Consider the following 12,935-nt stretch of genomic DNA (forward strand, 5'->3'; position numbering starts at 1 on the left):
CTCTCGTCACATTCCTCGTCGGGGAGCGTCGGCGCTCCCGAGGCCGGCGGCCACCTGCCCCAGATAGGGGTTGGTGGCGCGCTCCTGGCCGATGGTCGTCTGGGCGCCGTGCCCGGACAGCACCACGGTCGAGTCGTCGAGCGGCAGGCACACGCGGGCCAGCGAGTCGAGCATCTCGGCCATGTCACCGCCGGGCAGGTCGGTGCGTCCGATGGAGCCGGCGAAGAGCAGATCCCCGGAGAAGAACACCGACGGGATATCGGCGGTCTCGGGCATCCGGAAGGTCACCGACCCCTTGGTATGGCCCGGCGCGTGCGCGACGGAGAACTCCAGTCCCGCGAGGTCCAGCGCGGCGCCGTCGGACAGCTCCCGGACGTCGTCCGGCTCGCCCACGGTCAGTTCGCCCATCAGCGGCATCCCGATGGAGCGGCCGAGGGCCTTCTCCGGGTCGCTCATCATGTAGCGGTCCTCGGGGTGGATCCAGGCGGGCACGTCGTGCGCCCCGCAGACCGGGACGACCGACGCCACATGGTCGATATGGCCGTGGGTGAGGACGACGGCGACGGGCTTGAGGCGGTGTTTGCGCAGCGCCTCCTCGACCCCGGGGGCGGCCTGGTGGCCCGGATCGATGATCACGCACTCCTCACCGGCGGCGGGGGCGACGAGATAACAGTTCGTCCCCCAGGCCCCGGCGGGGAACCCGGCAATGAGCACGATCGTCCTTCGTTTGTATCGGTTCGGGCGGCGGTTTCCTGTCCCCCGCACGGCCGGTGACCGGCCACACCCGTCGTCAGAGCCTACCGGCGCTGCCGGATCCTCAGGTAACCCATATACGGTACGGGGCACACGCGGGCGGTCGGTTCAACCAGACGCGCCCGCACCGCGGCCGACGTACGAGACGCATGAGGAGTCAACCCGGTGGTCAGCCAGGAGCAGCGGCGGCGTCAGCTCGCCCGGGAGAAGTTCTTGCGGCAGCAGCAGCGGCGTACCGACGCCCGCCGCAAATCGCGCACCCGCAACGCGGTGATCGCGTCGGTGATCGGCGTCGTGCTGGTCGCCGGTCTCGCGCTCTACACGACGGACGCGTTCGAGGGCGACGACAGCGCGAACGCGGCCTCGGAGTCGACGCCGAGCGCGACGCCGAGCGTCCCGCCGGACCCGTGCGAGAAGCCGGCGGCCGGCGAGGTCGCGACAAAGACGTGGGAGAAGGAGCCCGCGATGTCCATCGACGAGTCGGCGAAGTACACGATGACGCTGGCGACGACGTGCGGGGACATAGAGATCGATCTGAAGGCGTCGGCGGCGCCGCGCACGGTGAACTCGTTCGAGTTCCTCGCGGGCGAGGGCTACTTCGACCACACCAGCTGCCACCGGCTGACCAGCAGCGGGATCTACGTCCTGCAGTGCGGTGACCCGAAGGGCGACGGCACTGGCGGGCCGGGCTACACCATCCCGGACGAGAACCTCAAGGACACGGTCCTGGAGGGTGACGTGTACCCGGCGGGCACGGTCGCGATGGCCAACCAGTACAACGCCCAGACCGACGAGGGCCGGGACAGCGGCGGCAGCCAGTTCTTCCTGGTCTACCAGGAGAGTCCGCTGCCCCCGGACTACACGCCCTTCGGTACGGTCTCCGAGTCCGGCATGGCCGTCCTGAAGAAGATCACCGACGCCGGGGAGAGCACCGGCATGGGTGACGGAGCGCCCAACGCGACCGTCGTGATCGACAAGGCGACGGTCGCGAAGTCCTGACGTTCAGGGCGGCCCGCCTGCGAAATTTCGGTGGCGCTGGATGCGGACAGGCAACCCGCCGGTCGCCTATGTTGGCCGTGACGAAACTGTGGACGATGCCCGGGGGCGCCGAAGTCCCCGGGGCATCATGTGGAGGAGGCGCTGTGAGCAGCGACCCGTGGGGCCGCGTCGACGAGACGGGGACCGTGTACGTGCGTACGGCCGACGGCGAGCAGGTCGTCGGCTCCTGGCAGGCCGGCTCCCCCGATGAGGCGCTGGCCTACTTCGAGCGCAAGTACGAGGGCCTGGTGGTCGAGATCGGCCTCCTCGAAAAGCGAGTGAAGACCACCGACCTGTCCGCGAAGGACGCCCAGACCGCCGTCGACCATCTGCGCGAGCAGGTGGACGCGCACCACGCAGTGGGCGATCTGGACGCGCTGCGGGCCCGGCTGGACAAGCTCGTGGAGCAGGTGGACGCCCGCCGCGAGGAGCGCAAGGCACAGCGCGCCCGGCAGGCCGACGAGGCCCGCGACGCCAAGGAGGCCCTGGTCACCGAGGCGGAGGAGCTGGCGCAGTCGGACCAGTGGCGGGCCGCCGGTGAGCGGCTGCGGGCGCTGGTGGACACCTGGAAGGGCCTGCCCCGGCTCGACCGCAAGTCGGACGACGAGCTGTGGCACCGCTTCTCGCACGCCCGCTCCGCGTTCTCCAAGCGGCGCAAGGCGCACTTCGCGCAGCTCGACGCGCAGCGCGAGGAGGCCCGCAAGACCAAGGAGCGGCTGGTCTCCGAGGCCGAGGCCCTGTCCGCCTCCTCGGACTGGGGGCCCACGGCCGCCCGCTACCGCGAGCTGATGGCGGAGTGGAAGGCGGCGGGCCGCGCCCAGCGCGAGCACGAGGACGATCTGTGGAACCGCTTCCGCGGCGCCCAGGACGTCTTCTTCGCCGCCCGCAGCTCGGTCTTCGCCGAGCGGGACGCGGAGCAGACGGAGAACCTCAAGCTCAAGGAGGAGCTGGCCGGGGAGGCCGAGAAGATCCTCCCGGTCACCGATCTGAGGACTGCGCGGGCCGCGTTCCGCTCGGTCAACGAGCGGTGGGAGGCCATCGGGCATGTCCCGCGGGACGCCCGGCCCAAGGTCGAGGGCCGGCTGCACGCGGTGGAGCGGGCGATCCAGGAGGCCGAGGAGGCCGAGTGGCGTCGCACCAACCCGGAGGCCCGTGCGCGGGCCGAGGGGCTGACCGGTCAGCTCCAGGCGGCCGTCGACAAGCTCGGCAAGCAGATCGAGCAGGCGCGTGCCCAGGGCAACAACGCCAGGGCCGACAAGCTGCAGAAGGAGCTGGAGGGCCGGCAGGCGCTGCTGGACCAGGCGCTGAAGGGTCTCCAGGAGTTCGGCGGCTGACACGCCGGGCGGACCATGGGAAAGGGGCTCCCCAGGGAGCCCCTTTTCGTTGGCCGGAGGTGGTGATGCCCTGGTGGTAATACCCAGGGCCCTGGAGGGCGGTCCTTACCGCTGACGGCTCCTCACGACCGGGTGCTCCTCACGACCGGGTGCTCTTTACGACGACGGTGCTCTTTACGACGACCGGCCGCTCTTTACGACCGGCTGCGGGCCGACGTCACCCGGTACACGTCGTACACGCCCTCCACGCCCCTGACCGCCTTCAGGACATGGCCCAGGTGCTTGGGGTCGCCCATCTCGAAGGTGAAGCGGGAGGTGGCGACGCGGTCGCGGGAGGTCTGGACGGCCGCCGAGAGAATGTTGACGTGCTGGTCGGACAGGACCCGGGTGACGTCCGAGAGCAGCCGGGAGCGGTCCAGCGCCTCGACCTGGATGGCGACCAGGAAGACCGAGGACTGGGTGGGCGCCCACTCGACCTCCAGGATCCGCTCGGGCTCCCGGGACAGCGAGTCCACATTGACGCAGTCGCTGCGGTGAACCGATACGCCGCTGCCCCGGGTGACGAACCCGATGATCGGGTCGCCGGGTACGGGGGTGCAGCAGCGGGCCAGCTTGACCCAGACGTCCTCGACGCCCTTGACGACCACACCGGGGTCCGCGCTGGAGCGGCGCTTGCGGCCACGGCCCCGGGCGGGCGGTACGGACTCGTCGATCTCCTCGGTGGCCGCCTCCTCGCCGCCGAACGCCTGGACCAGCTTCTGGACGACGTTCTGCGCGGAGATATGGCCCTCGCCGATCGCCGCGTAGAGCGCGGAGATGTCCGGGTAGCGCATCTCGTGCGCGAGGGTGACCAGGGAGTCACCGGTCAGGATGCGCTGGATCGGCAGGTTCTGCTTGCGCATCGCGCGGACGATGGCGTCCTTGCCCTGCTCGATCGCCTCGTCGCGGCGCTCCTTGGAGAACCAGGCCCGGATCTTGTTGCGGGCCCGGGGCGACTTGACGAAGCCCAGCCAGTCGCGGGAGGGGCCCGCGCCGGACGCCTTGGAAGTGAAGACCTCCACCAGATCGCCGTTGTCGAGGGTGGACTCCAGCGGGACGAGTCTGCCGTTGACCCGGGCTCCTATGGTGCGGTGGCCGACCTCGGTGTGGACGGCGTACGCGAAGTCCACCGGGGTGGCGCCCGCGGGCAGCGCTATGACGTCGCCCTTCGGGGTGAAGACGAAGACCTCGTTGCGGGACAGGTCGAAGCGCAGGGACTCCAGGAACTCGCCGGGGTCCTCGGTCTCCTTCTGCCAGTCGAGGAGCTGGCGCAGCCACGCCATGTCGTTGAGGTGGTCGTCCTTGCCCTTGCCGGCCTTGGGGACGTCGGTGCGCACCTTGGAGGCACCGGCGACGGCCTCCTGCTTGTACTTCCAGTGCGCGGCGATGCCGTACTCGGCGCGGCGGTGCATGTCGAAGGTGCGGATCTGGAGTTCGACGGGCTTGCCGTTGGGGCCGATCACCGTGGTGTGCAGCGACTGGTACATGTTGAACTTGGGCATCGCGATGTAGTCCTTGAAGCGCCCCGGAACGGGGTTCCAGCGCGCGTGGACGGTGCCCAGGGCGGCGTAGCAGTCGCGGACGGTGTCGACCAGGACCCGGATGCCGACCAGGTCGTAGATCTCCGCGAAGTCCCGGCCGCGGACGATCATCTTCTGGTAGACGCTGTAGTAGTGCTTGGGGCGGCCGGTGACGGTGGCCTTGATGCGGGCCGAGCGCAGGTCCTGCTGGACCTCGTCGGTCACTATGGCCAGATACTCGTCACGCTTCGGTGCCCGCTCGGCCACCAGCCGGACGATCTCGTCGTACATCTTGGGGTAGAGGATCGCGAAGGCGAGGTCCTCCAGCTCCCATTTGATGGTGTTCATGCCGAGGCGGTGGGCGAGGGGCGCGTAGATCTCCAGGGTCTCGCGCGCCTTCTTCTCCTGCTTCTCGCGCTTGAGGTAGCGCATGGTGCGCATGTTGTGGAGGCGGTCGGCGAGCTTGATGACCAGGACCCTGGGGTCCTTGGCCATGGCGACGACCATCTTGCGCACGGTCTCGGCCTGGGCCGCCTCGCCGAACTTGACCTTGTCCAGCTTGGTGACACCGTCGACCAGCAGGGCGACCTGGTCGCCGAAGTCGCGGCGGAGCTGGTCGAGGCCGTACTCGGTGTCCTCGACGGTGTCGTGCAGCAGTCCGGCCATCAGGGTGGCCGGGTCCATGCCCAGCTCGGCGAGGATGGTGGTGACGGCGAGCGGGTGGGTGATGTAGGGATCGCCGCTCTTGCGCTTCTGGCCGCGGTGCCAGCGCTCGGCGACCTGGTACGCCTTCTCGATCTGGCGGAGCGTGGCGGTCTCGATCTTCGGGTCGTTGCTGCGCACTATCCGCAGCAGCGGCTCCAGGACCGGGTTGTACGGGTTGGAGCGCTGGACGCCGAGCCGGGCGAGCCGGGCGCGGACGCGGTTGGAGGAACCGGAGCGGGAGGCGGGCTGCTGCGGGGCGGTCGGCACCGGGGGCGGCGGGGTGGGGCGGATCGCGGGGGAACGCTCGGGCGGGGCCGGCTTGGGGCGTGCCGCTTCGGCGGGCCGGTCCGCGGGGGCCGACTGGGCGTGCTCGACCGTCCCGCGTGGCTCGGAGTGCGGGTTCTTCGCGTCCGGCGCGGGCTGGGCCGCGGGCTCCGAGGCGGGCTCGGGCTTGGCGGCGGTCAGGTGCTGGGCCTCGTCTGGCAAGAGGGCTCCTCGTGCGCGATCCGGGTCCCCCGGTCAGGCTCCGGAGACCCCATGGTAGCGATCCTGGGCTGGGACATCGCCTTCAGGACGATCTGCGGACCTTTGGCGCGAAAACACCGGTGACGGGAGGTTTGATTCCCCGAGGGGCGTTCGGGAAACGGTATGGGTGGCCGGAGAATCGGGTCGGGCGGCCGGAGAAATGGGTCGGGCGCCCCTGGGCCGAGGCCCGGGGCGCCCGAGAAGACGCTCCGCCGGTCAGGACGGTCAGACGGTCAGCAGAGCCTCCAGCGGGGCGCCCTCCAGGGAGGGCTCCAGCCGGCGGCGGCCGTCGAGGAAGGACAGCTCCATCAGGATCGCGACGCCCGCGACCTCGGCGCCCGCACGGCGGATCAGCTTCAGCGACGCCTCCGCCGTACCCCCGGTGGCCAGGACGTCGTCCACCACCAGGACCCGGTCACCGGCGCTGAGGTCCTCGGCGTGCACCTCGATCTCCGCCGAGCCGTACTCCAGGTCGTAGGTCTGGCGCAGGGTGGCTCCGGGAAGCTTGCCCGCCTTGCGGACCGGGATGAAGCCCACGCCCGCGCGGACGGCGACCGGGGCGCCCAGGATGAACCCGCGCGCCTCCAGTCCGACCACCTTGGTGGCGCCCCGGCGCACCGCCATGTCGGCGAGGGCGTCGGTGAGGGCTCCGAAGGCGGCCGGGTCCGCGAGCAGCGGGGTGATGTCCTTGAACGTCACCCCGGGCTCGGGGTAGTCCGCCACGTCCCGGATCCGGCTGAGCAGCAGCTCCCTGATGTCAGTCATCGGCGCTTCCCCGAGGGACGGCCACGGCCGCGGTTGCGCGCCGGCTGGTGGCGCGGGCCCACGACGGCGGGGGCCGCGTCCTCGGGCAGATCGTCGTCGTACGGCTCCTCGGTGGCGCCCTGGGGTGCGGGCTGGGCGCCCTCCTCGGCGGTCTGGGCGCGCTTGGCCAGCACCCGCTTGCGCAGGGCCTTGATCTGCGGCTCGCGCTCCTTGAGGTCGGCGACCAGCGGGGTGGCGATGAAGATCGAGGAGTACGCGCCGGCCGCGAGGCCGACGAACAGCGACAGCGAGATGTCGTTGAGCGTGCCGGCGCCGAGCACACCGCCACCGATGAACAGCAGGCCCGCCACCGGCAGCAGCGCGACCACCGTGGTGTTGATCGAGCGGACCAGGGTGCTGTTGATCGAGAAGTTGGCGATGTCGCTGTAGGTGAACTTGCTCTGTTTGGTGATGTCCTTCGTCTGTTCCTTGAGGGAGTCGAAGACCACCACCGTGTCGTACAGCGAATAGCCGAGAATGGTCAGCAGACCGATCACCGTGCCCGGTGTGACCTCGAAGCCCACCAGGGCGTAGATGCCGACGGTGATGGTGATGTCGTGGATCAGCGCGATGAACGCGGCGGCGGCCATTCTCCACTCGAAGGCGATGGCCAGATAGATCACCACCAGGACCAGGAAGATCCCCAGCCCCTGCCATGCCTTGTTGGCGATCTGCTCACCCCAGCTGGGGCCGACCAGATCGGCGTTGATGGCCTCCGCGTCGACGTTCAGATTCCGGGCGAGGTCCTGCTTGACCTGGTCCGACTTGGCGGTGTCCACGCCGGAGATCTGGATACGCATTCCGCCGGAGCCCAGTTCCTGCACCACCGCCTGGTGACCGGCCGCCGTCTCCGCGTAGGCCTCGGCCTGGGCGACGGAGGCGGTGGTCTTCGGGGTGGTGAAGACCGCGCCGCCCTGGAACTCGATGCCCATGTTCAGACCGCGCACCGCGAGGCCGACGATCGCCGTGATGGTGATCAGGATCGAGATGCCGTACCAGAGCTTGCGGTTCTTGACGAAGTCGTAACCGACCTCGCCGCGGTGGAGCCGGGCGCCGAGGGTGCCGAGCTTCGACATCTCACGCCTCCTTCGGTTCGACGGGGGCGACGGGGCGGCGGGTGCGGCGCAGCGGGGGCTGCACACCGAGGCGCTTCGGATCGAGGCCGGACCACTTGTGGCCCTTGCCGAAGAACTTCGTCCTGGCCAGCAGCGTGAGCAGCGGCTTGGTGAAGAGGAACACCACCACGACATCGAGCAGCGTGGTCAGTCCGAGCGTGAACGCGAAGCCCTGGACCTTGCCGACGGTGACGACGAACAGCACCGCGGCGGCCAGGAACGACACGAAGTCGGAGACCAGGATGGTGCGCCGGGCGCGCGGCCAGGCCCGTTCCACGGCGGGGCGCAGGGAGCGGCCCTCGCGGATCTCGTCTCTGACCCGCTCGAAGTACACGATGAACGAGTCCGCCGTGATGCCGATGGCGACGATGGCGCCGCAGACCGCGGGCAGGTTCAGCGCGAAGCCGATGGCCGGGCCGAGCAGCGACATGATCACATAGGTCAGGGCCGCGGAGATCAGCAGCGAGGCGATGGCGATCAGCGAGAGTCCGCGGTAGTAGGCGACGAGGTAGATCACGACCAGGGCGAGACCGATGGCGCCCGCGATCAGACCGGCCTCCAGCTGCTCGCTGCCGAGCGCGGCGGTCACGGTGGTCACGCTGGACTCCTTGAAGGAGAGCGGGAGCGCACCGTAGGAGAGCATGTTGGACAGGCTCTCGGCCTGCTCCTGGGTGAAGCTGCCGGAGATCTCGGCGTTGCCGCCGGTGATCGTCGTGCTGACGTACGGGTGGGAGACGACCGCGTCGTCCAGGACGATCGCGAACTCGTTCATCGGCGATGTCTGGGTGGCGAGCTGGCCGGTGATGTCGGCGAACTTCTCGGCTCCCTCGGAGTTGAAGTCCATCACCACCTTCCAGCCGGCTGCGCTCTGGGTGTCGAAGATCGCCTCGGCGCTGTCGATCTCGGTGCCGTCGACGGCGACAGGGCCGAGCAGGAACTTGCTCCACACGCCCGCGTCCTCGCCGCAGGTGACCGTGGAGTCCTCGGGCTTGGCGCCCTGGCCCGCCTCGGTCCGCTGGTCGGGGTCGGCGCAGTTCAGCGCGGCGTACTGGGCCTGGAGCGCGGTGTCGGCGTCGGAGGCGGCGCCGTCGCTCGCGGAGGGCGAGGGGCTGGCGGAGTCACCGGCCGAGCTGCTCGCCGACGGGGAGCCGCTGGGGGACGGGGTCCCGGTGGTGGCCTTGAGGGCCTCGGGGACGGCGCGGCCCTGCGAGGTGGCCGAGGACGAGGGGGTGGCCGAGGGGCTCGGTGACCCGTCGCCGCCGGAGGCGGAGGTGGACGCGCTCGGGGACGGCGAGGCGGAGGAGCCGTCACTGGCGCTGGGGCTCGGGCTCGCCGCGGGGTCGACGGCCGCCTCGCGCTGCAGGACCGGGCGGAAGTACAGCTTGGCCGTGGTACCGACCTGCTCCCGGGCCTGCTCGGAGTTGGTGCCCTTGGGGATGTTGACGATGATGTTGCTGGCGCCCTGGGTCTGGACCTCGGCCTCGGAGACACCCAGGCCGTTGACCCGGTTCTCCATGATGCCGACCGCGGTGTCCATGTTCGTCTGGTTGATCGCGTTGGGCTGGCCGGGTTCGTTGACCGCCGTGAGCGTGATGCTCGTGCCACCGGCGAGGTCGATGCCGAGACGCGGAGTGGTGTGTCCGGAGGCGAACATGCCTCCCGTGAGCGCCACGATGGCGATCAGGATCAGGACCAGCGAGCGCCCCGGCTTGCTCTGGGCGCTCGCGTTCCGGCCCTTTTTAGGTGCTGCCACCTTCTCGTACTCCCTCTCGGGCCGCCGCGCTCCGGGTCGGCGGGCGGACGGCCATGACATGGTGTCGGGATCCCCTGCGAGCTGGGCGCACTCCGGGGCGTGAGGGCCTGGCCCGCACGCCCCGGGGCACGACTACTTCGCGTCGGAGTCGCCGTCGGTCTTCTTCGGCTCGTCCTCCGGCTTCGCCCCGGCGGGAGCGGCGTCGGAAGGCTCGTCGTCGGCGTCCTTCTTGCCGAGGTCGACCGGCTTGTCGTCGGAGGAGGCGTCGGCGGGCTTGTCGGTGTCGGTCAGCGCGGAGGCGTCGTCCGGGACGAGGTCGGCGTCGGACTTCAGGTCGTGCTCGATGCCGTGGACGATGCGGTTGTACTCGTCGTCCGACAGCACGGCACCGATGGAGTTCTTGGCGAAGAGCAGGTCGACGCCCGGACCGGCGTCGAGGAGGACCGTGTCCTCGTTGACTTCCTTCACCGTCGCGTACATGCCCCCGATGGTGCGGACGCCGGATCCCGGCTGCATCTGGTTCCGCATGTCGACGGCTTGCTGCTGCTTCTTCTTCGCCGACCGGGTCATCAGGAACATGGCCCCGATGAGCACGATGAACGGGAGGAGGGTCACGAGACTCACGGGTCGGAACTTCCTTCACACGACCGCGGTGGGAAGCGGCCTGATGGTTGGGGGATTGTCAGCCGCCGACAAGGGCGGCATCGGCGGAGTCTAAGCGAGTCCGCGCGCAGGGAACAACGCTCAGCATGGCACCGGGGTTCCTGTGCGGGCCAGAACCGCGCCGTCACGTCCCGAACAGGTCCTGTTGTCCGTTTCCCGCAGGCCCGGTGCGGGGCGGGGTGAGGCCCAGGTGCGCCCATGCGGCCACGGTGGCGACCCGGCCACGGGGCGTACGGGCGAGCAGCCCCTCACGGACCAGGAACGGTTCGGCGACCTCCTCGACGGTCTCCCGCTCCTCCCCCACGGCCACGGCCAGCGTCGACAGACCGACCGGGCCGCCGGCGAACAGCTTGAGCAGGGCCGCCAGCACGGCCCGGTCCAGCCGGTCCAGACCGCGCTCGTCCACCTCGTACACCTTGAGGGCGGCGGCGGCGATCTCTCTGGTGATCGATCCATCGGCCTTGACCTGCGCGTAGTCCCTGACCCGGCGCAGCAACCGGTTGGCGATCCGGGGGGTGCCGCGGGAGCGGCCGGCGATCTCGGCGGCGCCCTGGGCGTCGATCTCGACGTCGAGGAGATGGGCGGAGCGGTGGATGACCCGCTCCAGCTCGGCGGGCTCGTAGAACTCCATGTGCGCGGTGAAGCCGAAGCGGTCGCGCAGCGGGGGCGGCAGCAGTCCGGCCCGGGTGGTGGCGCCGACCAGGGTGAAGGGCGGCAGCTCCAGGGGGATGGCGGTGGCGCCGGGGCCCTTGCCGACGATGACGTCGACCCGGAAGTCCTCCATCGCCATGTAGAGCATCTCCTCGGCGGGGCGGGACATGCGGTGGATCTCGTCCAGGAACAGCACCTCGCCCTCCTGGAGGGAGGAGAGGATCGCGGCGAGGTCCCCGGCGTGCTGGATGGCGGGGCCGGAGGTGATGCGGATGGGGGCGCCCATCTCGGCCGCGATGATCATGGACAGGGTGGTCTTGCCGAGGCCCGGGGCGCCGGAGAGCAGGACGTGATCGGCGGTGGCGCCCCGCGCGCGGGCGGCGCGCAGCACGAGGTCGAGCTGCTCGCGGACCTTCTCCTGGCCGATGAACTCGTCCAGGTCCTTGGGGCGCAGCGCGGCCTCCACGGCCTGGTCCTCACGGTCGGCGACCGAGCCCACCAGTCGCTCCGCGTCGGCACCGGCGGGGGGCTCGGCGGCGGGGCGGTCGGTCGGGTCGTCCCAGTTCACTGCGGGTCTCCTTGGAGTGGTGGAGGGTCGGCCGGGGGGTGGGGGGCGAAGTGCTTTGCCAGGGGGCGGGGGACGGAGGAGGTGGAGGGGGTGCGGAGGGTGAACGCGGCGAGGGCTTGGGTGGGGCACCCCGGCAGCCACCCCCGGCGCTCACTCTGGCGACGAGCGGGGCGGGCGCGCGCCCCCCTTCCGGTCCTCAGTCCCGGTCATCACCACCCGGCCTCCCCCGGCTCAGCGGGTTCTGTTCAGGGTCTGGAGGGCCGCCTTCAGCAGGTGCCCGACCTGGGGTGTGCCCTCGGTGGCCTCCGCCTGGGGTGTCACCGCGGTGACCGCCTCGTCCGCCTCGCGGGTGGCGTAGCCGAGGCCGATCAGGGCGGCGTGGAGCTGGTCGCGCCAGCCGGTGCTGACCGGGGCGCCGACCACGGGGGCGCCGACCGGCGCGCCGAGCCGGTCCTTCAGCTCCAGCAGCAGCTTCTGCGCGCCCTTCTTGCCGATGCCGGGCACCGCGGTCAGGGCCTTCTCGTCGGCCGTGGCCACCGCCCGGCGCAGGGCGTCCGGGGTGTGCACGGCCAGCATCGCCTGGGCCAGCCGGGGGCCGACCCCGCTCGCCGTCTGGAGCAGCTGGAAGACCTGGCGCTCGTCGTCGTCCACGAAGCCGTACAGCGTCAGCGAGTCCTCGCGGACCACCAGGGAGGTGTGCAGCTTGGCGGGGCGGCCGAGGCGGAGCGTGGACAAGGTGTTGGGCGTGCACTGGACGGCCATGCCGACACCGCCGACCTCGACCACGGCGGCGTCCGGAGCGAGTGCGGCGACCGTGCCGCTGACGAAGGCGATCATGCCGTACGGCCTTTCGGGGCGGGGTGGGGAGCGCGCGGGGCGCGCGCGGCGTGCTGGGCGACGGCCTGCTGGAGGCGGTTCTGCGCGGGCGCGCGCCAGATGTGGCAGATGGCGAGGGCCAGGGCGTCGGCGGCGTCGGCGGGCCTGGGCGGGGCGTCGAGCCGGAGCAGCCGGGTGACCATGGCGCCGACCTGGGCCTTGTCGGCGCGTCCGGAGCCGGTGACGGCCGCCTTGACCTCGCTGGGGGTGTGCAGCGCGACCGGGATGCCCCGGCGGGCGGCGCACAGCATGGCGACGGCGCTGGCCTGGGCCGTGCCCATCACCGTACGGACGTTGTGCTGGCTGAAGACGCGCTCCACGGCGACGAACTCGGGGCGATGGCGGTCCAGCCACTCCTCGATGCCCTGCTCGACGGCGACCAGCCGGTGGCCGAGGTCCGCGTCCGCCGGGGTGCGCACGACGCCGACGCCGAGCATGGTCAGCGGGCGGCCCGCGAGGCCCTCGACGACCCCGACCCCGCAGCGCGTCAGACCGGGGTCCACCCCGAGTACCCGCACCGGCCCCCCTCCCGTCCCGTCTCGTCTCGTCCCGCCCGGTCAGTCGTCGTCAGTCAGTCGTCCTGTCGTCCTG

The 12,935-nt window shown here is 70.9% G+C and carries 11 protein-coding genes; 2 read left to right on the forward strand and 9 right to left on the reverse strand.

From position 1 onward, the window contains the following. Positions 1-6: 6 nt before the first annotated feature. Positions 7-714, reverse strand: coding sequence for an MBL fold metallo-hydrolase (locus ABZX40_RS00575; protein WP_355733082.1), 708 nt, complete (start codon positions 712-714; stop codon positions 7-9). A 204-nt stretch (positions 715-918) separates the two neighbouring features. On the opposite strand from ABZX40_RS00575, the gene ABZX40_RS00580 reads away from it, so the two are divergent. Beyond that, positions 919-1,752, forward strand: a complete 834-nt coding sequence (locus ABZX40_RS00580) for a peptidylprolyl isomerase (protein ID WP_355733079.1) — start codon at positions 919-921, stop codon at positions 1,750-1,752. A 143-nt stretch (positions 1,753-1,895) separates the two neighbouring features. After that, positions 1,896-3,125 carry a DUF349 domain-containing protein gene (locus ABZX40_RS00585; RefSeq protein WP_355733076.1) on the forward strand — a complete coding sequence of 410 codons (1,230 nt, stop codon included), beginning with the start codon at positions 1,896-1,898 and terminating at the stop codon, positions 3,123-3,125. Positions 3,126-3,319: 194 nt separating this feature from the next. Here the strand turns inward: ABZX40_RS00585 and ABZX40_RS00590 are convergent, their stop codons facing one another. The 8 genes from ABZX40_RS00590 to ruvC all read right to left on the reverse strand — a co-directional run bounded on the left by ABZX40_RS00590 (position 3,320) and on the right by ruvC (position 12,862). Further along, on the reverse strand, positions 3,320-5,875 hold the full coding sequence (locus ABZX40_RS00590; protein WP_355733073.1) for a RelA/SpoT family protein: 2,556 nt from the start codon (positions 5,873-5,875) through the stop codon (positions 3,320-3,322). Between the two features lie 264 nt (positions 5,876-6,139). Beyond that, a complete protein-coding gene (locus ABZX40_RS00595) occupies positions 6,140-6,679 on the reverse strand; it encodes an adenine phosphoribosyltransferase (protein WP_355733070.1) in 540 nt (179 codons plus the stop codon). Continuing rightward, the gene (secF, locus tag ABZX40_RS00600) at positions 6,676-7,794 is read right to left on the reverse strand and encodes a protein translocase subunit SecF (RefSeq protein ID WP_355733068.1); all 1,119 of its coding nucleotides are present in this window, start codon (positions 7,792-7,794) and stop codon (positions 6,676-6,678) included. The genes ABZX40_RS00595 and secF overlap by 4 nt, the downstream gene beginning before the upstream one ends. 1 nt (position 7,795) lies before the next feature. Beyond that, positions 7,796-9,586: a protein translocase subunit SecD gene (gene secD, locus ABZX40_RS00605; protein ID WP_355733065.1), complete on the reverse strand. Its 1,791-nt coding sequence runs from the start codon at positions 9,584-9,586 to the stop codon at positions 7,796-7,798. A gap of 132 nt (positions 9,587-9,718) precedes the next feature. After that, entirely contained in the window at positions 9,719-10,210 is a 492-nt protein-coding gene (gene yajC / locus ABZX40_RS00610) for a preprotein translocase subunit YajC (RefSeq protein WP_355733063.1), read from the reverse strand. Positions 10,211-10,373: 163 nt separating this feature from the next. Continuing rightward, positions 10,374-11,468 carry a Holliday junction branch migration DNA helicase RuvB gene (gene ruvB / locus ABZX40_RS00615; RefSeq protein WP_355733060.1) on the reverse strand — a complete coding sequence of 365 codons (1,095 nt, stop codon included), beginning with the start codon at positions 11,466-11,468 and terminating at the stop codon, positions 10,374-10,376. A 231-nt stretch (positions 11,469-11,699) separates the two neighbouring features. Then, positions 11,700-12,305 carry a Holliday junction branch migration protein RuvA gene (ruvA, locus tag ABZX40_RS00620; RefSeq protein ID WP_355733057.1) on the reverse strand — a complete coding sequence of 202 codons (606 nt, stop codon included), beginning with the start codon at positions 12,303-12,305 and terminating at the stop codon, positions 11,700-11,702. Beyond that, positions 12,302-12,862 (reverse strand): crossover junction endodeoxyribonuclease RuvC, encoded by a 561-nt coding sequence (gene ruvC / locus ABZX40_RS00625; protein WP_355733054.1) that lies wholly within the window; start codon positions 12,860-12,862, stop codon positions 12,302-12,304. The genes ruvA and ruvC overlap by 4 nt, the downstream gene beginning before the upstream one ends. Positions 12,863-12,935 lie beyond the last annotated feature (73 nt).

It is taken from the genome of Streptomyces sp. NPDC004610 (genome assembly GCF_040609715.1).
Taxonomy (GTDB): Bacteria; Actinomycetota; Actinomycetes; order Streptomycetales; family Streptomycetaceae; genus Streptomyces.

Excerpts from the sequence above, each read along its gene's own strand:
- ABZX40_RS00595 (WP_355733070.1), bottom strand. The coding sequence starts at position 6,679 with ATGACTGACATCAGGGAGCTGCTGCTCAGCCGGATCCGGGACGTGGCG.
- secF (WP_355733068.1), bottom strand. The coding sequence starts at position 7,794 with ATGTCGAAGCTCGGCACCCTCGGCGCCCGGCTCCACCGCGGCGAGGTC.
- ruvA (WP_355733057.1), bottom strand. The coding sequence starts at position 12,305 with ATGATCGCCTTCGTCAGCGGCACGGTCGCCGCACTCGCTCCGGACGCC.